Source organism: Wolbachia endosymbiont (group A) of Philonthus cognatus (assembly GCF_947251755.1).
GTDB classification, from domain to species: Bacteria; Pseudomonadota; Alphaproteobacteria; order Rickettsiales; family Anaplasmataceae; genus Wolbachia; species Wolbachia pipientis.
Genome location: NZ_OX366388.1, coordinates 700,190 through 724,138, shown reverse-complemented (window position 1 = coordinate 724,138; position 23,949 = coordinate 700,190). Strand labels below are relative to the sequence as shown.

21 protein-coding genes, 2 tRNA genes and 3 pseudogenes are annotated in these 23,949 nt (G+C 34.7%); 14 read left to right on the top strand and 12 right to left on the bottom strand.

What is annotated here, in order from left to right; genetic code table 11:
- Window positions 1-5: 5 nt before the first annotated feature.
- The 4 genes from OPR21_RS03540 to OPR21_RS03525 form a co-directional block, all read right to left on the bottom strand.
- Complete coding sequence (locus OPR21_RS03540) at window positions 6-938, bottom strand: Rpn family recombination-promoting nuclease/putative transposase (protein ID WP_265030221.1); 933 nt, start codon at window positions 936-938, stop codon at window positions 6-8.
- Window positions 939-1,253: 315 nt separating this feature from the next.
- Complete coding sequence (glmS, locus tag OPR21_RS03535; RefSeq protein WP_077188156.1) at window positions 1,254-3,074, bottom strand: glutamine--fructose-6-phosphate transaminase (isomerizing); 1,821 nt, start codon at window positions 3,072-3,074, stop codon at window positions 1,254-1,256.
- Between the two features lie 80 nt (window positions 3,075-3,154).
- A complete protein-coding gene (yajC, locus tag OPR21_RS03530; RefSeq protein ID WP_015589055.1) occupies window positions 3,155-3,526 on the bottom strand; it encodes a preprotein translocase subunit YajC in 372 nt (123 codons plus the stop codon).
- A gap of 137 nt (window positions 3,527-3,663) precedes the next feature.
- Window positions 3,664-3,740, bottom strand: a tRNA-Asp gene (locus tag OPR21_RS03525).
- A 191-nt stretch (window positions 3,741-3,931) separates the two neighbouring features.
- On the opposite strand from OPR21_RS03525, the gene rpsB reads away from it, so the two are divergent.
- The 7 genes from rpsB to OPR21_RS03490 are packed head-to-tail and all read left to right on the top strand — an operon-like array spanning window position 3,932 to window position 8,527.
- The gene (rpsB, locus tag OPR21_RS03520; protein WP_010962661.1) at window positions 3,932-4,780 is read left to right on the top strand and encodes a 30S ribosomal protein S2; all 849 of its coding nucleotides are present in this window, start codon (window positions 3,932-3,934) and stop codon (window positions 4,778-4,780) included.
- Window positions 4,761-5,621 carry a translation elongation factor Ts gene (tsf, locus tag OPR21_RS03515; RefSeq protein WP_265030220.1) on the top strand — a complete coding sequence of 287 codons (861 nt, stop codon included), beginning with the start codon at window positions 4,761-4,763 and terminating at the stop codon, window positions 5,619-5,621. Before rpsB ends, tsf begins: the two co-directional genes overlap by 20 nt.
- A 16-nt stretch (window positions 5,622-5,637) precedes the next feature.
- A complete protein-coding gene (gene pyrH / locus OPR21_RS03510) occupies window positions 5,638-6,375 on the top strand; it encodes a UMP kinase (protein WP_405196809.1) in 738 nt (245 codons plus the stop codon).
- A gap of 7 nt (window positions 6,376-6,382) precedes the next feature.
- On the top strand, window positions 6,383-6,940 hold the full coding sequence (gene frr, locus OPR21_RS03505) for a ribosome recycling factor (RefSeq protein WP_006279983.1): 558 nt from the start codon (window positions 6,383-6,385) through the stop codon (window positions 6,938-6,940).
- Between the two features lie 5 nt (window positions 6,941-6,945).
- On the top strand, window positions 6,946-7,209 hold the full coding sequence (locus OPR21_RS08690) for a hypothetical protein (protein WP_410529735.1): 264 nt from the start codon (window positions 6,946-6,948) through the stop codon (window positions 7,207-7,209).
- A gap of 6 nt (window positions 7,210-7,215) precedes the next feature.
- Window positions 7,216-7,911, top strand: coding sequence for a polyprenyl diphosphate synthase (gene uppS, locus OPR21_RS03495; protein ID WP_006279327.1), 696 nt, complete (start codon window positions 7,216-7,218; stop codon window positions 7,909-7,911).
- On the top strand, window positions 7,901-8,527 hold the full coding sequence (locus OPR21_RS03490) for a phosphatidate cytidylyltransferase (RefSeq protein ID WP_077188153.1): 627 nt from the start codon (window positions 7,901-7,903) through the stop codon (window positions 8,525-8,527). Before uppS ends, OPR21_RS03490 begins: the two co-directional genes overlap by 11 nt.
- Window positions 8,528-8,543: 16 nt before the next feature.
- Here OPR21_RS03490 and OPR21_RS03485 read toward each other — a convergent pair whose 3' ends face one another.
- Together OPR21_RS03485 and coaD are read right to left on the bottom strand one after the other, a co-directional pair.
- Window positions 8,544-8,735, bottom strand: a complete 192-nt coding sequence (locus tag OPR21_RS03485; protein WP_006279326.1) for a zinc-finger domain-containing protein — start codon at window positions 8,733-8,735, stop codon at window positions 8,544-8,546.
- A gap of 68 nt (window positions 8,736-8,803) precedes the next feature.
- On the bottom strand, window positions 8,804-9,310 hold the full coding sequence (gene coaD / locus OPR21_RS03480) for a pantetheine-phosphate adenylyltransferase (RefSeq protein WP_006279325.1): 507 nt from the start codon (window positions 9,308-9,310) through the stop codon (window positions 8,804-8,806).
- A 79-nt stretch (window positions 9,311-9,389) separates the two neighbouring features.
- On the opposite strand from coaD, the gene OPR21_RS03475 reads away from it, so the two are divergent.
- The 3 genes and pseudogenes from OPR21_RS03475 to OPR21_RS03465 form a co-directional block, all read left to right on the top strand.
- A tRNA-Phe gene (locus OPR21_RS03475) sits at window positions 9,390-9,462 on the top strand.
- A gap of 218 nt (window positions 9,463-9,680) precedes the next feature.
- The gene (locus OPR21_RS03470) at window positions 9,681-10,544 is read left to right on the top strand and encodes a gamma-glutamyl-gamma-aminobutyrate hydrolase family protein (RefSeq protein ID WP_082246099.1); all 864 of its coding nucleotides are present in this window, start codon (window positions 9,681-9,683) and stop codon (window positions 10,542-10,544) included.
- Between the two features lie 221 nt (window positions 10,545-10,765).
- Window positions 10,766-10,973: pseudogene (locus tag OPR21_RS03465) on the top strand (IS4-like element ISWosp8 family transposase); the annotation flags it as partial.
- Between the two features lie 24 nt (window positions 10,974-10,997).
- Here OPR21_RS03465 and OPR21_RS08755 read toward each other — a convergent pair.
- Window positions 10,998-12,090, bottom strand: a pseudogene (locus OPR21_RS08755) (IS3 family transposase).
- Between the two features lie 85 nt (window positions 12,091-12,175).
- Here OPR21_RS08755 and OPR21_RS03455 point away from each other — a divergent pair.
- Entirely contained in the window at window positions 12,176-12,769 is a 594-nt protein-coding gene (locus tag OPR21_RS03455; protein ID WP_231115873.1) for a hypothetical protein, read from the top strand.
- A gap of 180 nt (window positions 12,770-12,949) precedes the next feature.
- Here the strand turns inward: OPR21_RS03455 and gatA are convergent, their stop codons facing one another.
- Together gatA and OPR21_RS03445 are read right to left on the bottom strand one after the other, a co-directional pair.
- On the bottom strand, window positions 12,950-14,419 hold the full coding sequence (gene gatA / locus OPR21_RS03450) for an Asp-tRNA(Asn)/Glu-tRNA(Gln) amidotransferase subunit GatA (protein ID WP_044471200.1): 1,470 nt from the start codon (window positions 14,417-14,419) through the stop codon (window positions 12,950-12,952).
- Between the two features lie 270 nt (window positions 14,420-14,689).
- Window positions 14,690-15,522, bottom strand: a pseudogene (locus OPR21_RS03445) (IS5 family transposase).
- A gap of 212 nt (window positions 15,523-15,734) precedes the next feature.
- Between OPR21_RS03445 and mtaB the strand changes: the two are divergent.
- Entirely contained in the window at window positions 15,735-16,961 is a 1,227-nt protein-coding gene (gene mtaB / locus OPR21_RS03440) for a tRNA (N(6)-L-threonylcarbamoyladenosine(37)-C(2))-methylthiotransferase MtaB (protein ID WP_265030219.1), read from the top strand.
- A 66-nt stretch (window positions 16,962-17,027) separates the two neighbouring features.
- A complete protein-coding gene (locus tag OPR21_RS03435; protein WP_049973647.1) occupies window positions 17,028-17,966 on the top strand; it encodes a P44/Msp2 family outer membrane protein in 939 nt (312 codons plus the stop codon).
- 7 nt (window positions 17,967-17,973) lie between these two features.
- On the opposite strand, the gene OPR21_RS03430 is transcribed toward OPR21_RS03435, so the two are convergent.
- The 3 genes from OPR21_RS03430 to OPR21_RS03420 form a co-directional block, all read right to left on the bottom strand.
- Window positions 17,974-19,476 carry a type II secretion system protein GspD gene (locus OPR21_RS03430; protein ID WP_458694382.1) on the bottom strand — a complete coding sequence of 501 codons (1,503 nt, stop codon included), beginning with the start codon at window positions 19,474-19,476 and terminating at the stop codon, window positions 17,974-17,976.
- A 119-nt stretch (window positions 19,477-19,595) separates the two neighbouring features.
- Window positions 19,596-20,960 (bottom strand): ankyrin repeat domain-containing protein, encoded by a 1,365-nt coding sequence (locus OPR21_RS03425; RefSeq protein ID WP_265030217.1) that lies wholly within the window; start codon window positions 20,958-20,960, stop codon window positions 19,596-19,598.
- A 766-nt stretch (window positions 20,961-21,726) separates the two neighbouring features.
- On the bottom strand, window positions 21,727-22,401 hold the full coding sequence (locus OPR21_RS03420; protein ID WP_006280020.1) for a septal ring lytic transglycosylase RlpA family protein: 675 nt from the start codon (window positions 22,399-22,401) through the stop codon (window positions 21,727-21,729).
- Between the two features lie 26 nt (window positions 22,402-22,427).
- Here OPR21_RS03420 and murC point away from each other — a divergent pair, with 26 nt between their 5' ends.
- Window positions 22,428-23,942, top strand: coding sequence for a UDP-N-acetylmuramate--L-alanine ligase (gene murC / locus OPR21_RS03415; protein WP_236514979.1), 1,515 nt, complete (start codon window positions 22,428-22,430; stop codon window positions 23,940-23,942).
- Window positions 23,943-23,949 lie beyond the last annotated feature (7 nt).

The following is a 23,949-nucleotide window of genomic DNA, read 5'->3' as shown; positions in this document are numbered from 1 at the left end:
CTTAATTAGTAATTGTTCACACTTAATTCTTCAATCTCACTAATAGAAAGGCCAGTAAATTTGACAATAGTGTTAACATCAACATTATTAGCCAGCATTGCTTTTGCGACTTCAATTTTCCCTTCAATTTTCCCTTCAATTTTGCCTTCCTCTTTACCGATTTTGATGCCTCTTTCTTCGCCAATTTGGATTCCTTTTTCAGTAGCAAGATCAAGTCTGTATTCAAGAATGGCTTCTTCTTTGCGTAGATCCATTATTCTTTCTTCATAAGCTACTAAATCTTTTTCATTCCAGCTAAACCTGTCTAATTCATCGTAGGCTAACTTTATTATCGGTGCTTTTTCTGCTATTTTCCTTAAGTCTTCTTCCGTAGTTTCATCTGCATATTTGAAGAAAAATAACCAACGATCCACTATGCTTTCTAGCTGTTCTTCCTTATTCTTAGGAAATTTAGGTAGTTCAATAAATACAAATTGAAAATCTTTTAAGTCATGCTCATTGGTTTTCTCATCTCTTATAGTGTGGCTGGATATATAATCAAGCTTATCAGGAAATAAATTACAATTAGAGATAGCAATAAAGAAAACCTTCTTTAAATCAATGTACTTACCAGATTTATCAGCTTGCCTTGAGTAAGCCTTAGCAGCATATAATTGAGCTCGTTTTTCGAAGCCTTTATCGCGAGTAAGCTGCATTTCAATCACATACCTGGCCCCACTAGAATCCCTGCAAAGAACATCAACTATACTTTGTTTATCAGATGCAATTTCAGGATCCATTATAGTACTGAGGAATTCCACTTCTTGTATAGTATTTATCTCAGTAAACCCTAAAATATCATTCAAAAAATGTATGAGAATATTCTTATTTTTTTCAGTGCCAAATATTTTTTTGAAGGTCAAATCCAGCTTAGGGTCGAGAAACTTAGATAAAGCCATAGCCAAAGTGCTTAAAAATATTAATAATTATACACTATTATTAACAATTATTCAACCATATTTTTGAAGATAGCTATGCCGCCGCGAACCGTCATACCGCCGCGGTATCTCTGGATCCCGCTAACAAGCAGCGGGATGACGAATTACTTAACCGTCATACCACCGCGAACCGTCATACAGCGATTCATTCGCGGTATCTCGGCATAGATTCCGCTAACTAGTAGCGGAATGACGATTGTGTATCGTGTTTTGCTAAAAATCACAGAATGCAGTCTGGTTACCTTAATTAGAAGTTTAGCTTTAACTTTAAATGAACTACTCAACCGTGACAGACTTAGCTAAATTTCTTGGACAATCTGCATCTAACCCTTTTTTTGCTGCAGTAAAGTAAGCAAGGAATTGCATAGCAACACTGTAGATGATTGGAGAGATAAAGTTATCAGTGTCTGGAAGTTGCACCACATCTGCGCAAACTCCCCTTAGGAATGGCGCTCCTTGTTTATCACTGAAGGCAATTACTTTGCCTTTTCTTGCAATAATCTCTTGTATATTAGATAGCGTTTTAAAGAATAAATCATCATAAGGGATAATTGCTATAACAAGCACAGTAGAGTCTATTAAAGCAATAGAACCATGCTTCATTTCTCCCGCTGCAATACCAATGGTATTGATGTATGAAAGCTCTTTTATTTTCAATGCGCCTTCCATTGCAACTCCGTATGAACTTCCTCTGCCAATTAAAATAACGTTATTGTGTTCTAATATGCTGCCTGATATATGTTGTATTTTCATCACATTTAAAACATGCTCAACATACTTGGGAATAGAGTTAATAGCGTTGCTTAGCTGTTTTATTCTCTCTCCACCCAGTATACCTTTTATTTTTCCAAGCTCCGCGGCAAAGCATGCTAAAGTTGCAAGTTGCGCAGAAAAGGTTTTTGTTGAAGCAACACCAATTTCTTGCCCAGCAAGAGTATGTAACACAATATCTGAGATCTTTTCAATGCTGCTGCTAAATGTATTAGTTATACTTATGATTGTTTGCTTCTGTGATTTCGCATAACGCAGCGCTTCTATGGTATCTGCAGTTTCGCCAGATTGAGAGATAAATAACCCAATGCTGCCTTCTTCCAGCTTGACGTTGCTATACCTAAATTCTGATGAGATTTCTAGATATACTCGAACTTGAGCGACATTTTCCAGCCAATACTTTGCTATTAGCCCAGCAAAATAAGATGACCCGCATCCAACTATAGTAATGTAACTCAGCTCAGAAAACAATTTTTTGTTAGCAAATATTACCTCTTTATATTGCTTGTAAAATTGATTTATTGTTTTGTTTAATGCACGCGGTTGCTCAAAAATCTCTTTTAACATGAAGCTAGGGTAACCATTTTTGCTAATTAGAAAATCACTTGGACTACTATTTTCTATACTGCGTTTAACTTGTGTACCATTGTTGTATATACTAACTCCACTAGATTTTATCACTGCAATGTCATCATCTTCCAAATGCGATATTTTTTCCACAAATGCACTTAAAGCATTAGAGTCAGATGCAGCAAACACTGTGTTACAGTTATAGCCTATTGCTAAAGGCAAATTTCTCTTCGCAACAAATAAGGCGTCTGGATATTCTGCAAATAATAAGACCAAGGCAAATGAGCCGTGTAGGTTGTTTAAACACTTAAATAGAGAATCAACTGGCGACAATCCTTCATCGAGATATAAGGTTAGCATGTTTGGTATGATCTCTGTGTCAGTGTCAGTATGGAATGACATGCCCCTTTCTTCTAGGCCCTTTTTTAGCAGATTGTAATTCTCAATTATGCCGTTATGAGCAACAACAACGTTATTTGTACGAATGGGGTGAGCATTTTTAAGGCCTGGGACTCCATGTGTAGCCCAGCGAGTATGTGCTATACCAACTGTACTGTGAGACATCTTGCTGTCATCAACAACTTCACATAACCTTTCGACTTTACCTTCTGATTTTTTGACTTCTATCTTACCTTCGTTATTTATGATTGCTATACCTGAGGAATCATATCCCCTATATTCCAATTTTTGTAACCCAGTTAGTAAGGTTGGTATTACTGAATCACCGCTACTTACTACACCAAATATTCCGCACACAAATGGATCACCAAACAAACTTTTTTCTAAACATGTTAAGCATTTTTGCCTTTATTACTGGTTGATTTATATTCTTTTTATCACTCTTTCGATTTTACCTTTTTAATTGGTTTAGCTGCTACTTTTTGAGTTTCTTTGCTTAAAACCTCAGATATAGCGGACTTTAGAACTTTTATCTCAACTTTTGGTGCTATTTCTATTATAAATTGTGCATTTGCCTCATCAACTTTATTAACTTCACCTATTATTCCACCAGAAGTAATGACTGTATCACCACGTTTTATTTGATCTATCATCTTTCTATGTTCTTTTAGTTTTTTTTGTTGCGGGCGAATAATGAGAAAATAAAATACCACAAATATTAAAATCAATGGAGTAAAACTAGCAAAAGATGCGCCGATACTTGATGTATTGCTAGTTGCATCTGCTGCAAAAACTTCAGAAATGAGCATATTTAATCCTAATTGTTAATGATAAAAACAAACCTATTTAAGTATTAATTACAATACCATGCCATGTCAAGTTTGGTGAAGGCGTTTCTCAATACCGGCAATAATACTGCGAATTCTAAGTTATGCTAAAACTAATATGGCGGGAGTGATGAGACTTGAACTCACGACCTCATGCGTGACAGGCATGCGCTCTAACCAACTGAGCTACACCCCCCTAATTTCTTTTTAGCGTTTTCGGGCTTCAACTTTAAAGCTAATAAACATGTTGCCCTTTGTCAATATTTTTTGTTTGCGCTTTGCTGTCTTTTCTATTACTATGTAAATAATTTAATTTCACACATGGCTTGTACAAGTAGTCCCATTAGGGTTATGCCATGGAAGATAAACTATTTGGAGGAATGATATATGACAAATTTGCCTAAAGTCACTGTGCGTGATTTAGCTGAATCTGGTGTACATTTTGGTCACAAAATTAGTCGCTGGAACGCAAAAATGGCTCCATACATATATGGAGTGCATCAAGAAAATCGTATACATATAATTGATTTGCGAAAAACACTACCATTGCTACAGGTGGCCATGAAGGCTTTATATGACGTTGCATTTCAAGGTGGTCGCATTCTATTTGTTGGTACAAAGTTTCAAGCTTTTGATATTATTGCAAGTGAAGCGATTCGTTGTGGTCAATATTATGTGAATCATCGTTGGCTTGGTGGTATGCTTACTAATTGGGGCACTGTTTCTTCTTCGATAAAAACCTTGATGCAATATGAGAAAATATTAAATGACGAGGATAGCATTTTAACAAAGAAAGAATTGGGAAACATTGAAAAGAAAAAGCAAAAGCTTGATAAGGCGCTTGGCGGTATTAGAGAAATGGGAGCAATTCCTGATATCTTATTCATCATTGATACTAATAAAGAGCATATAGCGGTTAAGGAGGCTAAGAAGTTAGGAATTCCAATAGTTGCAATACTTGATACTAATTCTGACCCAGATGGTATTACTTATCTAATACCTGGAAATGATGACTCAAGAAAATCAATAGAGCTCTATTGTAAATTAGCTACCGACTCTATATTAGCTGGAATAGAGTCTAGTCTAGCAAAATCTGGAGTTAAGATTGATGATATAAGGGGTGATGAGTTTATTCAAGAAAAAGAAGATGGTATTGTGCAAACTAAAAGGAGACGTAGTAAAGTTTACAAAGAAGAAGAAAGGGAGGTAGTAACAAATGAAGATGAATCTAGATGATATAAGAGAATTACGTGATAGAACAGGGCTTGGCTTAAGTGACTGTAAAAAAGCATTAGAAGAATGTGATGGTGACATTAAGAAAGCCGTTGATAAGTTACGTACAATAGGTCTTGCTAAAGCTGACAAAAAATCTGATAGAGTAGCTTCAGATGGGCTCGTTGCTATGTGTTTGACTGAAAATTGTGGTGTATTGATTGAACTCAATTGCGAAACCGATTTTGTCGCAAGGAATGAGAAATTTATAGAGTTAGTTTTAAATTTAGCATCAATTGCTCATCAAGAACGCTGTACTAGCGTTGATGAGTTAAAAAATGCCAAGTATGAAAGCATTGGCACAGTGCAGGAAGCTATTATGAATGGTACGTCAGTTCTTGGTGAGAAGCTAGAGTTAAGCAAGCTTTGTTACTTAGAAGCTAAGGATGGAGTTATTGCTGGCTACGTACATGGTGATGCGCATGGCTTAGGTAAGATTGGTGCTTTAATTGCATTGCAATCATCTGGTGATAAGGCGAAGCTACAAGAGATTGGGAAACAAATAGCTATGCATGTAGTTGCTATGAAGCCTGAAGCCTTGTCTATAGATGATTTAGATCAAATGAAGTTGAACAACGAACGTTCTATAATTGAAGAGCAAGTGAGGAGCTTAAATAAACCTGAAGAAGTAGCAAAAAAAATAGTAGATGGACGAATGGCTAAGTACTATGAAGAAGTTGTTTTACTGGAGCAAAAATTTATAAAGGATGATAAGATGAAGATTTCTGATTTTATAAAATCAAGCGAGTTGAGTGCTGTTAAACTCTCTAATTACAAGTTACTTGTTTTGGGTGATGCAGATTAAATAGCAAAAAATGTTTATTTCAACAAATGAAAAAAGCGAAATAAAATATTCCAGGGTGTTATTTAAAATCTCTGGTGAGGCTTTGATGGGATCAAAGCAATTTGGTCACGATATGGAGACTATAGGTGAGTTATCTAAAGGCATAGTTGAAGTTTGTAATCTTGGAGTTCAGGTATGTATTGTTGTTGGTGGTGGTAATATCTTTCGTGGCACATCTGCGTCTTTAAGTGGTTGTGAAAGAGCAAGCAGTGATTATATTGGAATGCTTGCAACTATAATCAATGCTTTAATTTTACAAAACTTTTTAGAAAAAAATTTAGTAGCTTCTAGGGTATTATCTGCAATACCCATGGCCACTGTATGCGAACCTTACATCAGAAGGAAAGCTATTCGTCATTTAGAAAAAGGTAGAGTGGTAATTTTTGCAGCAGGCACAGGCAACCCATTTTTTACTACAGATACAGCTGCAGCCTTACGTGCTGTTGAAATGAATTGTGATGTTATTCTAAAGGGTACGCAAGTAAATGGTGTATACTCCGCTGATCCGAAAAAAAATGAGGATGCTGTAATGTATGATAGGCTTTCTTACACGGATTTATTGACTCGTGATTTAAAAGTTATGGATGCATCAGCAATTTCACTTGCTCGTGAGAATTCTATTCCAATTATAGTTTTTTCTTTGAAGGGAGAAAAAATAGTCAATATTATTAAGGGTCAAGGTACTTATACTATAGTTTCAGATTGTAAACATTAGGTAATTTATGTTAAATGAAATAAAAGCTAAAACAAAAGAAAGAATGCTAAAAACTATTCAGTCCTTTCATGATGATATTAAAGGCGTACGCACTGGTAGAGCTAGCGCATCGTTGCTTGATGGTATAGTTGTAAATATCTATGGTGGACATCAAAAGTTAAATCAGGTTGCAGGTGTTTCGGTTATAGATAACAAAACTCTATCAATTAAAATTTGGGATATTAATGTTGTCGGTGAAGTGAAAAATGCTATATTAAATGCCAACTTGAATTTAAATCCTGTTGTTGAGGGCAATACCATACGTATAGCTCTTCCGGACTTGACACAAGAAACCCGTGAAAAATTAGTGAAATTATTGCATCAGTTTGCTGAAAATGCACGGATTGCCATTAGAAATATACGTAGAGATATTATGGAAGAAACAGAAAAAATGAAGGAAAATAAAGAAATCTCAGAAGATGATTTTCATGGTGCTAAGAAGGAAATACAAAATATTACTGATGATAATATAAAAAAGATTGATGGTGAATTGTCCATCAAAGAAAAGGATATACTGAATCACTAAATGATATGGAGAAAGCTTACATAGCAAATGATGTCATTCCAGTGTTTGACACTGGAATCCAGCCTTTACTATACAACTATCTGATGCACTTGTTTGAAATCAAATTTCCTGGATCCCAGTGTCGGAGCACTGGGATGACACCAATTTTGCATTCAAGTATCAACTATTGGTGTCACTACAGTAACTCTCTTCCTGTCATGCAAGTAGCTGACACCTTCCAGGTGTCCATTGAAATCCAAAAAATTTCACTCAAGTCAAAATTAGGTTAAATTTAAATGTTGAATCAAGAATCTTTACCGAAACATTTAGCAATTATTATGGATGGTAATGGTAGATGGGCAAACAATCAAGGAAGAGTAAAAATTGATGGTTATAAAAAGGGCAGTGAAGTTGCATACGATATTGCCAAGTATTGTACGGACTTAACTATACCCTACTTAACTTTGTATGCATTCTCTATGGAGAATTGGCTTAGACCTAAAAACGAAACTGACTGTCTATTTGATTTATTTTACTCCGTTTTAACTAATGAAGATAAAGTCAATTTCATTTACAATTGTAACATTAAGTTGAATTTTATTGGCAATTTAAGTCTGTTACCCAGTAAAATATTGGATCAAATTAAAAAAGCAGAAGAAATGACACATAAGAACGATGGTTTATTACTCACTGTGGCAGTCAGTTACGGAGCAAAGCAAGAAATTACACAAGCTATAAGCAATATTATAAAAGAAAATATTGCTTATGTATCAGAAGAGGAATTTGAAAAATTTCTATATACTAAAGATTTGCCAAAATTGGATTTATTAATTCGCACTGGTGGCGAAAAAAGGTTAAGCAACTTTTTATTATGGCAAGCAGCTTATGCTGAATTGTATTTTTGTGATACTTTATGGCCTGATTTTTCTTGTCAAGATTTGAGTAAAGCATTAGAAGATTATACAAAAAGAGAGAAAAAATATGGTAGATAATAATTTTATAATTAGAATGTTGTCCTCAATAGTAATATTATTCATATTTTCCTTTGCTACATATTTCAGTGATTTATCGTTTTACCTATTGATTTTTTCAATAGCAGTTTTATCTTCTTTTGAATGGTATAATCTAACCCAAGGAAATAAAATTTTATACGTTTTTGCATTATTATTGATTGCACTACCAAGCGCCTCATTAATATATTTATATAATCTACCACAAGGAAAATACGCATTAGTATGGTTCGTCTTAACCATTTGGGGAATTGACGTTACTGCCTACCTATTTGGTAAGAATTTTGGTGGAGCTAAAATTTGCCCAATTCTTAGCCCTGGAAAAACTTGGGCAGGACTTCTTGGTGCGATTTTAGCTGGAGTAGTGTGCACAATTTTTGGATCAATATTTTTTGGTCTATTTTCAATTTTTTATTCTCCAATCATTGGCCTTGCAATTGCTATTCTAGCGCAACTTGGCGATTTCACTGAGTCGCTTGTTAAAAGAGCTTACGGTGTTAAAGATAGTGGAAATATGATACCTGGCCATGGGGGAGTGCTCGACCGTATGGACAGTTTCATTTTTACTGCCCCTCTTATTGCTATTTACATAAGCTAAGTCTGCAGAAGTGCCATTAGAGCTCATCCCTAGTCAGCTCCCCAACCGCTTCTACAGTGCAGTCATGGACAAACGTCTTTTCACAATAAGGGCAGGCTATTTCCTCTTCTTCTCCCATATCTAAATATATTAATGGATGGCCGGAACCCTCATCATTCTCATCACCATGACAACAAACTTTTCTATTATTAACCCTCACTTTTGACATGCTGCTCCTTTAGCTTATAACATTTTATATATTGAATATACCCATTCAGAAATAAAAAACAACAAGCACTATTCTCCATTTTTTATCCTATTCAGGTTAATCAATTCGTTTTGAACACCTTTTGATACAAATTTGCTAACATCTTCTCCTAATCTTGCTATTTCCTTTACAAAGCTTGATGAGATAAATTGAGTATCTTCAGAAGCAGGAAGAAATATGGTTTCGATTTCAGGAAGAAGTTTATAATTTACCCAGCTCATTTGAAACTCGTAATCAAAATCCGATACTGCTCTTAATCCCCTAATAATAACAGAAGCATTCTGCTCTTTGGCAAACTTCACTAGCAACCCATTAAAAGATATAACATCTGCATCAATTCCTAGTCCTTTAATTTCATTTTCAGCCATGCTTGTGCGTAGCTTTGTGTCAAAGGCAGTATGCTTATTAACGTTTTCTGCAACCCCTATTATTAATTTATCGACTAGTTTACACGCTCTTTTGATTATGTCAAGATGCCCAAAAGTTATAGGGTCAAATGTGCCAGGGTAGATTCCTATTTTGTCATTAATGTTCATCCTTTATTTTTATAAACTACTTTAAAAACTTTTGATAGACATAATAACATTTTTTATCTAAAAATAAAAGTATACAGTTGGCCTGATAGCTCAGTTGGTAGAGCAAAGGACTGAAAATCCTTGTGTCGCTGGTTCGATTCCTGCTCAGGCCACCTTCTCTTTCTTGGCGAACTTGCCTTTTTGTTATAAAATACTCTATATCGTAATATAAATATTAGGGAGGCAAGTCATGGTATATAAATATTATAATAAACTATTTAATATCTTATTAATTATAGTTCTATTATTAAGCAATATTACTTATGCTGGCGTTAGTGAAAAACCGGCATCTCAACATGTAACCAGAAAAGAAGAACCAGCGTCAACTGTCTTGACGGCAGAAAATACAGTAAATAATGACATAGTTGTTGGTTTGTTGAAAACGGAAGAAGCACATGAGCTTGGGCTATCTCAAAATATCTACGAGATGTTTAATAACTTTGGAGTTAAAACCGTACTCATTGATTACAATAAAATAATTAACTTAAAAGAAATCCAAGAAAAGTCGCTTATCTTTGCAAAACAAGATGAAACATTGGCAAAGAAGCTAACATTAGACCGAATAAAAGTTGAAGTTGCAAAGTTTGTTAAAGAGCACAAAATAAATAGAATATTTATTCCGGATAATTTACACTCAGCACCCACTCCTTGTCGCCAGCTTGTTACTGAAGCAATTGTAAAAATAGTGGATGATAACCCTGTAATTCATTTGCTTGGCATATGTGAAGGCATAATGAATGCAAAGGGAATTGAAGTAGTGAGTGTTGTGAGTGATGAAGAGAAACGAAGATCTCATTTAAAATCAGCACCTAATCCACAGAAAGAGGATGTACCTCTCCAGCAGATAAAGATCGTTCCAAATAGTCGTTTAGCAGAAGTAGTAGCCAAATTCCTAATACCTAATGAAAATGGCTGGTTTTCAACATATTTTCCAGATGCTCATTCAGGAGCAGTAAGTAATACACCAGAAAATAGAAGAAAATTGGAGTCACTTGGATATAAAGTTGCAGCATTTTCCAGTGAGGGGGTAATAGAGGCTATTGAAGATAAGCATGGTAATGTTCACTTTCAAAGTCATCCAGAAGCCCTTGTTGTGAAGTCAGATAAAAACCTCTATTTATCAAATCACAAGGAACGTCAAGTGTCTACACTAGTTGCTATAGCGATTATGAATGATTTTCTTTATCGTGCTTAATGGCTATAGCTTTAGGCTTACCGACGATTTGATAAACGATAGATTTGTCATGTATCCGTTCAGGCAATGGCGTCAACTTAAGGAAAAATATCAGCGATAGTGTATAAAATTTCTCTCCAAATTTTTTATCATTAAATTATCCAAAGAGTGCAAGGGACAGCACTTTTGTTTCTATTTTATTGCAACAAAAAAGTTTAAAATGTGTCTTTTTTAGGTGAGGCATGCAAAAAGGAAAAGATCTTATCTTACAAATTAAAAATGCAATATACTCGAAAACTTTTCAGAAAATCCATTGTGTTGAGTTTTACACGAACAAGAAAACTTCCTTTTTCGACAGTATTTTCTATGATTTTAAAGTTAGTTAAAAAAAGTTTGGGAATAGAATGTGAACTTATGGAGCCATTGACATGTGACCTTACCCAGAAAAAGTGGAGAGAAAGTTTGGAATGTTTTTCACAAAGAGAATGATGAATCAAAATGCTCAGGAATGCAATAGTTAATAGTGACGTTGTTTGTTATAAAAAATTTCTATATATTCAAATATAGCAGTTTTGATATGCTGTTTAGAGTGCCGAGAGGTGTCTATTGGTAACTCCCTTTTTAGAGAACTGAAGAAGCTTTCCACAACAGAATTGTCGTAACAACAACCTTTATGACTCATCTATGTTTTTTATGGATAAGAGATATTGATAACCTTGCAAAGTATATTGTGAACCTTGATCACTATGTAATAGTAGATTTTTGGCAGGTTTACGCTTGTTAACGGCCATTAATAAAGAGTCCATAACCTATTGTTTATTTATTGAACTGCTCATTAACTACCATGCGTGAATATAGATCGATTATTGTTGCCAAATATAGCCATCCTTCTTTGGTTTTTATATAAGTAATCCCATACTTTATTTGGTTATCGACAATAAAGTTTTGGTCTAATATATTGGGAGCTACTGTCCGTTTGTTGTTTCTTAATTTTAAATTTTCTTCTCAATATAGCCTGAATACCATTTTTCTGCATAATACTTTGCACTGTTTTTAAGTTGCAACTTTTACCCAAAGCCTTTAATTCAGCATGAATTTTAGGAGCTCCATATCTACATTTAGAAGCTTGATATATTTTTTGAATATCTGCTAATAACTCTTTATTTGCTGATTCTCTACTGCTTATTTTCCTTGTAGTCCACTTATAGTAGCCACTAGCAGAAAACCCTACATAATTCCTGCACTTTATAGTGTTTACTATGCTCTTTTATGAAAAAATATTTTACTCTTTTTGACTGGCCAGGGCTTTTTTTAAAATGTCTCTTTCTCTTGTTACTTTTGCTAACTCTTTCTGTAAATCAAATCTCTCTTTGTCATAAGGTGCTACATCTGGAAATGCATTTGCCGCTGACTTTTTTTCGTTATATTTCTTCATCCATTTTCCTAATACACTATCCCTTATTCCTAGATCTCTTGCTACTTTTGCAACTGGTTGACCTACCTTTCTTTGTTCATTTGCCAGCTTAACAGCTTCCAATTTGAATTCTGCCGTATATTCTCTTGCCATTTCTAATCCTCCAAAATTTTATTTTACCCGAAAAAACTCCTTTCTTTCTCTCCACTTTTTCTGGGTAAGGTCAGTATGGGAAAAGGTGAAAGATGTACTAAAAAACCCAGAGATGATAAAAAAGGAATACCAACGTAGAGTATTAGAAAATAAAAATGATGAATCATCAGAGAAAAAGTTTGCAAGAAGAGAAAATCAAATAAAAGAAGGTATCGAAAAATTAATGGAAGATTATTATAGTCAAGAAAATGCAGGAGAGAAAGGATATATAAGCGAGGAAGAATTTAAACAGACAATGAGAAAAATGAAAGAACGCTTACAAGGGATAGAAGAAGAGAAAAAAAAGGTAGTTGATCAGAAGGCAGTAGAAAAAGGAATAAGTCTTATTATAAATAGCATAAAGAATTTTTATTCTAGTGTAAAATCGAACCTGGAACAGCTAGATTGGCAAACTAAGCGCGGCATTATTAAAGCATTAATAGGACAAATTAACATTGGTTGTGATCAGGTAGAAGTAGGATTTCAGATCGAAGAACCAGCACAGGATGGGGGAATTCTTAATTTGTATCATTGTACTACACATCGTAATAAGGGGGTTGGCAAAATGTGTCAAGCAAGTTTTTTCGTTTCTATAAATCTGGATTTCAGCGTTATGCGCTGGAATGACAACGTGAGGTAAATTTTTCAACATCCCAAAATTACAGAATTCAGTCTGTTTAATTAAGTGTGAACTGTTACACGAAAATTTTGTAAACAGATTAATATACCCTGTTTTTGCTATTCATCTAAAAATGGAACCATAGAGTACGTTGAGGAGCGTAAGCAAATTTTAATGCAAAAATTACTATCAAAAAATAGATTATGCAAGAGGTCTAATTATTCTGCCGCAATTTTGCTCTATCACACTTGCCACATTTAATATTCCAGCTTCATCATAATAATTTCCAATCACTTGCAAGGCAAGTGGTAAACCCTCATTGGAGAGCCCAACAGGAACAGAAATAGCAGGCAATCCTGCCAGACTTGCCGGCACAGTAAACACATCATTGATGCACATAATTAGCGGATCTGGCTTTTCATTTAAGCCAAAAGCTTCTGTTGGAGCAGATGGCACAAGTATGTAATCTATTTTTTCAAACGCTTTTATAAAATCATTTCTGATTAATGCCCTAATGCACTGCGCTTTTTCGTAATATTCATTATAATGACCTGAAGAAAGCGCATAAGCGCCAATTAAAATTCTTCTTTTCACCTCTTTACCAAAACCTTCTGCTCTTGTTAGTGAATACATTTCTTCAAGGGTATCAGCATCAACCCTTAATCCATAACGCACACCATCGTAACGAGCAAGATTGGATGAAGTTTCAGCAGAACAGATTAAATAATAGACTGGTATTGCATATTTAGTATGTGGCAGAGTAATGTCAACAACTTCAGCGCCATTTTCTTTTAAATAGGAAGCAACTCTTTCCCAATTATGAACTATTTCCTCTGAAATTCCATCCATCCTATATTCTTTTGGTATACCAATACACTTACCCTTGACATCACCATTTATAAAGCTAGAAAATTTAGGCACTGGCTTTTCGCTCGATATTGAATCTTTTGTATCATAGCCACAAATTGCTTCCAGCATTAATGCTGAATCAGAGACAGAACGAGTAATGACTCCTGCTTGATCCAGAGAACTCGCAAATGCAATCATACCAAAACGCGAGCATCTTCCATAAGTTGGCTTTATTCCAACTACTCCACAATAAGCTGCTGGTTGGCGTACAGATCCACCGGTGTCGCTCCCTAACGCTCCAGCGCATAAAAATCCAGCAACCGATGCTGCAGATCCACCAGATGATCCACCAGGAACAACTTTTTCCCCATCGCTTTTTCTAATCCACACATTTTCAACAGGGCCAAAATAGCTATTTGTGTTCGCAGAACCCATAGCAAATTCATCCATATTAAGCTTACCGAGCATGGCTGCTCCACTTTTTAAAAGCAAGTCAGACACCGTAGATTCGTAAGTCGGAACGAAATTTTCCAGCATTTTTGAGCATGCTGTTGTTTTTATTCCTTTTGTACAGAATAGATCTTTGATGCCAACTGGTACACCCATGAGCGGCGAGATTAAATCATCCTTTTGCCTAGAGAAATGTTCATCTGCAGCTTTAGCAGCTTTCATTGCTATCTCTGGGGTTTTTGTTATAAATGCATTTAATTTCTCATTTTCAACCGCACTGATGTGCGCCTCTACGAGTTCAACGGCAGAAAAACTCTTTTTTTTGAGCCCGTCATGCATTTGTGTAATACTTAACTTTCTTAGTTCATTCATCAATATTTAATTTTTAGCAAGACGTTAATTATAACATGGCACGATAAAAAATCCATACATTTATAGTTACAGCTAGAAATGTAGCTAAGGTAACTTAGATTCACCGACAATCGTCATCCCGCTACTTGTTAGCGGCTAAGAGATACCGCAGCGGTATGACGTAGAAGCTATACTTTTATACTCACCAACTCAGTATCCAATCCGGATTGTATCTTAAAAAGGTCAAAGGTCAAAAGACTATAATAAGAGGTTGTCCGGAAACTAGTAAATTCAAGCATATTCCCTCTTTAACATAACCCTACTCATAGCTAGGTATATGAAATTCTCAGTGGATGTTGTGAGTAAATCATACTCCTTCGATAGCCTTCTATTCCTATTAACCCAAGCAAAAGTCCTTTCTACAACCCATCTTCTTGGCTGTACTTTAAACCCTTGTTCTCTTGTTGGTAGTAGCTCAGGTGGCGTATCTTTGTGCACCCAAAATCTACATGGAGGCCTTGTAACAATTTCAATATCTATGTCATATTCTTCCTTTATGTGATTCTTTAAATTTCTTCCTTGGTATCCCATGTCAGCCCACATTTTTTTAACTTTAGTATATTTTGTTCTCATATTGTTTAATGCTATTTTAATACCATCTCTATCATTTTCGTTAGCAGCGCCTACGTAACAACCTAGTATAAAACCCTGAGTGTCTGTAATTATATGCCTTTTTCTACCCTTTACTTTTTTACTTCCATCATAGCCTTTGATCCCCCCTTTTCTGTAGTCTTTACAGATTGACTATCTACTATACAGGCACTCGGCTGCTCATTCCTTCCTATTTTTCTTCTACTATATTTTGTAATTTCATAATTCATTTTCTCAAAAATTCCCTGCTTCTTCCATTGCCTGAACTGCTCATACACAGTCTTCCATAGCGGAAAATCATTTGGTAAATACCGCCATTGACACCCTGTACGCAATACATAGAAAATTGCTTCTAATATTTCTCTTTTGCTATACTTTGGCGGCCTTCCTCCTTTCTTGTATGATACTCTGAAGTGTTTTTCTATTCTTGCCCATTCCCTTTCGCTTAGATCTGTTGGATACTTTTTTCTCATCTTTACCCCGTACTAAAATTTCAGATATTATAGCCTTTTACTTGTTTCCGGACAACCTCTAAGCAAAGGAGTGATACTGTGTCTGAGTGAAAATCGTTGAGATCCCAGTGTCTGCTGCTTGCATAGCATTTATTTACAAAAAAATAGTCATGCAAGAGACTTTGCTTGGATATTTGATATAATTTAGGTCTATTAAAGCAAAAAATACTAACATGAATGAAGTGATAACATTTGGTTGTCGTCTAAATTTTTACGAGAGCGAGTTAATCAAAGAAGCATTAAAAAAAGCAAAGAGAGAAAATGTTGTTGTGGTGCATAGCTGTGCAGTGACAAACGAAGCAGAACGTCAGGTAAAGCAAAAGATACGTAAGATTTACAAAAATGATCCAAATAAAGAAATTATCGTAGTTGGTTGTGCTGTTCAGTTGGATCCAGAAGTTTACAGTAGCATTCCTGGTGTAAGTAAAGTGCTCGGTAATCAAGATAAGCTAAAAGCTGAAAATTACTTACTAAATGACGATAAAATCTTGGTCAGTGATAACCAAGTAGAACCTGTTCTAATTAATGGATTTGAAGATAAGTCAAGGGCATTTATTGAAATTCAAAATGGTTGTAATCATAGCTGCACATTTTGTTCAATTACTGAGGCAAGAGGGAATAATCGATCTGTGCCAATAAACAGTATTATAGAGCAAATCAGGATCTTTGTAGAAAATGGATATCAAGAAGTAGTGTTTACAGGGGTTGATATTACTGACTTTGGTACAGATTTGTTGGGTAAGCCATCACTTGGTTCAATGATTAGGAGAGTTTTAAAGGATATACCAGAGTTGAAGAGGCTAAGACTTTCCTCTATCGATGTTGCTGAAGTTGACGACGAATTAATGGATTTAATAGCTAATGAGTCAAGACTTATGCCTCATTTACATTTGAGTTTACAATCTGGTAATAATTTAATACTAAAGAGAATGAAGCGTCGTCACAACAGAGAACAAGTGATAGAATTTTGTCATAAAATGAAGGGCTTGAGGCCTAATATAGCATTTGGCGCTGATATTATTGCTGGATTTCCAACAGAAACTGATGAAATGTTTCAGGATACAGTTGATTTACTGAAAAAAACAAATATAGTTTACCTACATGCTTTTCCATATTCAGAGCGGAAAAATACACCTGCTGCACGAATGCCACAAGTACCAGAGAATGTGCGTAAAGAACGAGTAAAAAATTTAAGAGAAGTAAATAAAGAAATTATGAGCAGTTTTTGTCAATCCTTGATCAACACTAAGCAAAGTGTTCTGGTTGAGCAAAATAATGTCGGTAGAGCAGAAAATTTTGCATTAATAAAGCTTGAATCAAGAGCGCAAGCTAAAAGTATTGTGAAAGTTAATGTTACAGGCGTAGAGAATAATTATTTAATTGGAAATACTCTTTCTTAATTTTTGTACATTAAAGAAATATATGATATGATGGTTATACTATAAATGATAATTATGGGTTCATTTGTGATAACTAAAAGATCTATTACTTTATTTTTGATTTTAATTTCATGTGTCTATTTTTTTATTACTTATATCGGTAATTATGTACACGTTGAACAAGTTATTGGAACACAACTCTTAAAACTAGAAACGGACAATAATGAAGATGTAATGCATTCTAAAGAGGTTACTGAAAAAGAAGTACTAACAGAGGATTTAAAATATCAAGAACCTGAAAATAGTCCTATTGAACAACCTTCTATTCTCCAAGTAGCTGATCAGAAAAATATGTGGTCACGTATTGCAGATCAAGCTGAGCCTACAAAAGAAAAATCAAAAAAACTTGATTTTTATGTTAGCGCTAACGGTGGTAAGGTATACCATGATAATTCAGAAACATTTGTAAAGGGTATAAAGGCAATAGGGGAGAGAGTCCTAACTTTAGTTGAAAGTCATTATGGTTTTATAATAAAAAATATAGTGGCAGATGAAATTAAAAGTATACAGCAATTTGATGGTAAAATTGATTTCCAGTGGTTTAGCAGCATGTCTTTAGGTTACTATGCTGGAGAAAATGGTAAAATTGATTTTGAAGCCGCGTATTCTATAGCCAATATTGAAGATAGTAATTCTCCTCCGGTATTTGATAAATCAGCAAGTATATTTGCGTTTTTGTTAAACTTCTATTATAATCCCAGCGTTCAGGATACACAATTTGCTCCGTACATCGGTCTTGGTATAGGACCAACAGTTTTTAGATTAAAAAGGATTAATGGGTCACCCCAAAATTCAATGCCACTGAATGTTCCTTGGTTTGCTTATCAAATAAAACTTGGTGTTGATTATTCAATAATCCCAGAAATCAAAACCTTTCTCGGCTATCGTTACTTTAGCGTTCCGATACCTGTTGCAGATGACATATCTACTCACAATATTGAAGTTGGTTTGATATTTAATTTTTAGTGATAATTTAATATATATATAAATTCTTATCTTTTCTATCTAACAAACCAAATGTTGGTACGATTGTTGCTTTTAAAAAAATGACAGTTTCTACTGTTCTAATATTATTCGCTAGCCTTTTTGATTTCTGATGCAATAAGCTTTGCTTATCTTCTCTATGTTCTATAAGCCCGCCGATTACCATAATTTCACCGCTCTTAATTTTTAACATAGAGTTCATTTCTCTGATTTCAACAATTGGAATGTCGCTATTTAATTTCATTTTACTCTGCTGTGCGACGTACTCTATATCTGGATCTTTAGTGTAGCCGTTAATTCTTGATAAAGTTGGATGTATATCCATGAATATTTCACTAGTATCAATGTTAATGCTTGGGTGGATTATTAGCACAACACCTATTGGGACGCTATTCATCTTGGTAATTAAGGTCTGATTAGAGTTTCTAGTATCTTTTTGTATATCGGAGGTAAAATAAATATGGTTTTTAGTCAATGAAATCATCGCTTGCTGATTATTTATAGCATGTACTCTGGGGCTTGAAATTACAGTTGAAGTGCCAAATTTGTCTAAATTTTTTACTAAATCTCCTAGATCATTCGCACCAAAGTTCATTGCTAGGTTAATAATGGAGTTATCTTGATTTATTATAGACTTAGTTCCATCTTGTAAGTCATTTAAGTTCATACCAGAAAGGTATTTGTCATCTAGCACAACTTCAACTATTTTTGCCTCTATCATTACTTGAGAAGACGCTAACTTCTTAACCTTATTAATATATTCTTCAACAGCTTTGTGGACATCTTTTCTAGCATTCAAAATAATAACACCAGCTTCTCTGTTGGATGAAAGGAATTTGCCATCATCCACCCCGTTAACATCCATTATTGCATTCAAGCCTTTTTCTAATGAATTCCATAAGTCACTACTGTATTGAGACTTCATAACATTGTTATAGTCCCTATCAACGTTACTTCCATCACTGTTAGTAATATTGTTATTAATAACGAAACTGCTTTGAGCAGAATGTTGAATATTGATGAAGTCTACGTAATAATTTTGTGCGTATGGCAAGTCCTGCTCAATTCTAATTACACCATTACTTGTTGAGTAACGCAGTTTGGCGCTATTTGCTATACTCTGAATTACTTCGTTTATATCCTTATCTTTTAGCTTTAAAATAATATTACCTGATATTTTTGGGTCCATATCCAAGTTAACGTCAGAAAGTTTTCCTATCTCAATCAGCAAATCCTTTACTGATACTTCTTCACTAACATTAATAGAAATAAGCTGATTACTGATTGTGAGATCGGGAAACTCTATTGGTAAAGGCATAATTTCTGGTATTGCCGGTTCATTAATCTCCAAAGAGGTGTTATATTGTTGCAACGGATAATCGTGCTTATAATTGTCTATGTTAATAGGATATTGCTTGGTAGGTAGATGTGTGCAAGAAATAATGAAGAGGAGTATTAAGCATTTAAAAATAGCCATTAGAACAGCATACAAAATCTATACTAATAGATTTCTATAAAAATATTAAAAATGTATTTAATCTCATTTTCATCGAGCAGATAATTGTCGTGTATTAGCTTTGGCTATTTATTTTTTGTATACTCTTCTTGTACTTAAATGTAGACCAGCATAGCCCTAATTTTTTTATATATTTTACTTCTTTCTCTGTATTTAATAATAGGCTTGAAAATAAATGGTAAGCCTATAATTGTTAAGCTTAGAGCTAGGGTTGAAAGTATACAACAGGCTTTGTGTTTACTATGTAGCTCTTTCAGGTAAAGCATCAAAAATCTACAAAATTTTTTGTAATTTTCTTCGATGTTTTTTTTGCTATGAGCCTTGCTAATGAACATATCTATTGCGGTATGACCGTTATTGCACTTAATGTTAAGGTCTGCACCTTTTTCTGTTAACAACTGAGCTATATCAAAATAATCCTTTTGAACAGCAAGATGTAGAGGTGCAAAACCTTGTTGCTCACAAATGTTCATATTGGCTCTAACTTCCAATAACATTTTCACAATTTGTGTATGGCCTTTTTTAACTGCGAGTAGCAAGGGAGTTCTGTTACATTTAGTAACAGCATTAATGTTTACCTTAAGCCTCAATAAGAGCTTAACTGTTTTAGTGTTACCATTATGGCTAGCTTTATGCAGCCTGGCGTTGCCATTAAAATCTTGATCATTTGCATCTATTCCTTTTGATACAAGAAATGTTACCATTTTTCTATTATTATGCTCAATAGCGCAATCTAATGCATCAAAACCATGGTTATTTTTTGTGCAAAAAAACTCTTTAAGTTTAATTTTATCGTTACTTGCTTGCTGTTTTTTTGCAATAAGCTTTACTATTTGCATTTTGTTGTTATACGCTGCTAGGAAAAGCGTAGTGTTATTTTCTGCATCTTTGGCTTCTACATTTGCACCTTTCTTTATCAGATATTCTATAATTTCTGCTCTGCTGTCATAATGTGCGGTGCATTGATAAATGGTTAAAAACAAAGGAGTACGAAAATTGTTATCTTCACATTCGAGATTTGCTCCGCTATCAATTAAAATTTGAACACTTTTTTTAGAACCGTATAGTGAAGCTATATGAAGAGGAGTATAGCCCTCTTTGACATCTTTTTCATTAATTTTTGCGCCTTTTATTATCAAAAAATCTATTAATTCCGTGTCATCTTGTAGTGCAGCAAGGTGCAGTGGAGTGAATCCATTTTTATCCTTGGAATTAATTGTCAGTTGGTTAACAAAAAGTTTAGCAACTTTCTTGTGTCCATGCATAATGGCGTAATGCAGAGGGTTTCTATTTTCGTTGTCTACGACATTGAAATCAGCTTCGTGCTCTAGTAATGACTTTACTCCAACTAAATCGCCTTCTTTTGTGAACTTATGCAAGAGAGTGATTCCACTTGCATCTTTTGAGTTAATATCAAATCCATTTTCTACTAATTGGTTTATATCTTCCTCACGCGCCATATCACTTAAATCTCTAATTAAACTCTTTTCGCGTTAATAATACTCCTACTTGATTAAGTTTAAATGAATCTGTGAGAAATGGCTAGTGCATTCTTGCATAACAAACTTTTGGCAGCGCATTGGATGAAACGAAAAACTTACTTGACAAACTCCGCCAGCCCTCTTATCATGAAACTGAAGCTATTTATTTATCTTCGCAATCTCTGCAGTGGATTAATGACAAAAAACTTAATGTATTTGGCGTAAATCATGCTTAATTTTTTGCACTATGTGCACCTCATGTCTTTATAAAACTTTTAGGTTTCTACCTATACAAGCCGAAACGCGCTTATAAAGTGTTTAAGACAGTAAAAGACGTCAAATAGACAAGGGAGAATTTGAATACTAGCTACCCTAGGGTTTCTTTGCCTTTTTTTTTATTTGGTAAATTTCTTAACATTTGCAGCTAAACGACAACTGTCATCCCTGTAAAGGTCAAGTATCCCGCTACTTGTTAGCGGGATCTAGAGATACCGTGACGGTATGACGTAGGATTGCTGTCATTTCGCTACTTGTTAGCGGCTGAGATACCGCGAATAAATCGCGGTATGACGGTTAGCGGTGGCGTGACGATAAGCTCGTCATTCCGCTACGTGTTAGCGGCTAAGAGATATCGCGGTGGTATAGCTATAAATTGTTGATATCTTTTTTATATCACATTTTTAACTTACAATAGTTAGCCAGCGTTCCTTACATTAACCAAATCTTTCAAATTCTGCACTCACCACTACCTATAACTCACTTTCACGCAATATTGATCGTTCTTAAAAAGCAATCTAACATTTTTTATTCCTTGATTGCGAAGCTTTGATGCAGCTGACTTAGCAGCCTGAGCACTTTTAAAAAATGCAACATATCCCTTACTTTCTGCATTGTCTTGTTTTGGGTGACGTTTCTGTATTTCTTTTTCATACTGCTTTCTATAATGAGGAGTATTTTGTATCAATTGTTCTGACATCTTTCTTAGGTATTGAACTTTTACTTTTGCAAGCCCAGATTTATGAAATCCTAAGACTTGAGCTGCTTTTTCTGATAAGTCTATTATTCTGCCTTCAATAAAAGGCCCTCTATCGTTAACCCTTGTAACAAGCTTTCTTCCATTTTCTAAATTAGTGACAAGAACAAAGCAGGGTAAGGGCAAAGTCTTATGCGCTGCAGAGATCAAGTGACGGTTAAACGCTTCACCATTTGCTGTAAGTGTGCCATGATCTTCTATTCCATACCACGATGCTATCCCTATCTCTTCATAGTGTTTACAGTTTTTTGGATAATAAGTTATACCATTTATTGTGTAGCTGCTGCCAATTTTATAATGACCTGCAGTGCAGTTAAACCTGTTGCTAACACTGCAGCTACTTATCAAAACAAATATTAGGCATAGAAAGGTTAGGTTTTTTATCATTGTATTCGGTAAGAGGGTTCGATACTATGAGGATTTTAAATTATACTATAATAAATTTAGTAATGAGTAAACATCTACTGCTAAATATTAACAAAACTCAAAAAGGAATAATACATATTATTGGTATAGGTGGAATCGGAATGAGCGCTATTGCTGAAATTCTTCACAATTCCAATTACAAAGTTCAAGGCAGTGATGCACAATCAAACGACAATATAAATAAGTTACAAAAGCTAGGTATAGAGGTTTATATTGGTCACAATGCTAATAATATAAGCCAAGCTCAAATAGTTGTACATTCTTCTGCAATAGAATCTGATAATGTGGAGTTAATTGCGGCAAAAAATAACAATAAAACCGTTTTGCATAGATCAGACATACTTGCTGAAATTATGAAAGGTAAATATGTGATAGCGGTTTCAGGTTCAAGCGGAAAGACAACAACAACGGCTATGATTGCTTCCATTTTTGATCATTCTAATATTGATGCAACTGTAATTGTAGGAGGAATACTAAATTCGTATCAGAGTAATTCAAAACTTGGAAAGAGTGACACTTTTCTGATCGAGGCTGATGAGTCTGATGGAACTATGCTAAAAATCCCTGCAAAGATTGCTGTCATAACAAGTATCAACAATGACCACATAGATTATTACGGCACATTTGATAATATCAAAAATGCATTTTCCCAATTCGTGAATAATGCAGGTTCTGCAGTTTTACCTGATTCTGTAGACATCGATTATGATGCGAGTAATTCTATAACGTTTGGGTTTGAGAATGGTAGCATAAGAGCCAGCAACATTAAACAGCATGCTAACAGCATAGAATTTGACGTGTTGAACAACTGGATTCCAGCATCAGCTACTTGCATGACAAAAAAGCAGGTGTCATCCCATCACCCTCTGTCATCCCAGTGCGTGACACTGGGATCCAGCCCTTTAAAAAACATAGTACTATCAAACGCAATAGGTATTCACAAAGTAAGCAACGCCTTGGCTGCAATATCAGTTGCGATAAAACTCGGGATTAGCGATGCAGATATTAAAAAAGGCCTTTTGGAATTTCAAGGAGTAGCAAGAAGATTCTCTTTGATTGCCAATATTAAAGGTGTTAAGTTAATTGAGGATTATGCCCATCATCCAAATGAAATATATGCAACTTTAACGGCTGCACGTTCGATTACTAAAGGAAAAGTAATAGGAATTATCGAACCACTTCGTTTTGCTCGCATTCGTAATTTTTTTGATGAATTCATACGAATTTTCATGATGTTTGATTATGTCATCCTTACTCCTGTTCATCCTCCAGAAGATAAGCCCATTCCTGGTTGTGGAATTGATGATATACAAAAAGCTTTAATCAGTAATGGATTTAATAACACAAAAATTATGAATGATGCTTTGCTCATTTCACATTTTATTAGTGATTCGACAAGTCCAGGTGATATAGTATTATTTATTGGTGCTGGTAGTAATATAGCTAAATTGGCAAAGGAAGCTGCAAAGCTCATAGCAGAAACTATACAAACATCTAGTTAAACGATAG

Coding starts and splice junctions, on each gene's coding strand:
- OPR21_RS03540 (WP_265030221.1), bottom strand. CDS start 938: ATGGCTTTATCTAAGTTTCTCGACCCTAAGCTGGATTTGACCTTCAAA.
- yajC (WP_015589055.1), bottom strand. CDS start 3,526: ATGCTCATTTCTGAAGTTTTTGCAGCAGATGCAACTAGCAATACATCA.
- rpsB (WP_010962661.1), top strand. CDS start 3,932: ATGACAAATTTGCCTAAAGTCACTGTGCGTGATTTAGCTGAATCTGGT.
- tsf (WP_265030220.1), top strand. CDS start 4,761: ATGAAGATGAATCTAGATGATATAAGAGAATTACGTGATAGAACAGGG.
- frr (WP_006279983.1), top strand. CDS start 6,383: ATGTTAAATGAAATAAAAGCTAAAACAAAAGAAAGAATGCTAAAAACT.
- OPR21_RS08690 (WP_410529735.1), top strand. CDS start 6,946: ATGGAGAAAGCTTACATAGCAAATGATGTCATTCCAGTGTTTGACACT.
- uppS (WP_006279327.1), top strand. CDS start 7,216: ATGTTGAATCAAGAATCTTTACCGAAACATTTAGCAATTATTATGGAT.
- OPR21_RS03490 (WP_077188153.1), top strand. CDS start 7,901: ATGGTAGATAATAATTTTATAATTAGAATGTTGTCCTCAATAGTAATA.
- OPR21_RS03485 (WP_006279326.1), bottom strand. CDS start 8,735: ATGTCAAAAGTGAGGGTTAATAATAGAAAAGTTTGTTGTCATGGTGAT.
- coaD (WP_006279325.1), bottom strand. CDS start 9,310: ATGAACATTAATGACAAAATAGGAATCTACCCTGGCACATTTGACCCT.
- gatA (WP_044471200.1), bottom strand. CDS start 14,419: ATGAATGAACTAAGAAAGTTAAGTATTACACAAATGCATGACGGGCTC.
- mtaB (WP_265030219.1), top strand. CDS start 15,735: ATGAATGAAGTGATAACATTTGGTTGTCGTCTAAATTTTTACGAGAGC.
- OPR21_RS03425 (WP_265030217.1), bottom strand. CDS start 20,960: ATGGCGCGTGAGGAAGATATAAACCAATTAGTAGAAAATGGATTTGAT.
- OPR21_RS03420 (WP_006280020.1), bottom strand. CDS start 22,401: ATGATAAAAAACCTAACCTTTCTATGCCTAATATTTGTTTTGATAAGT.
- murC (WP_236514979.1), top strand. CDS start 22,428: ATGAGGATTTTAAATTATACTATAATAAATTTAGTAATGAGTAAACAT.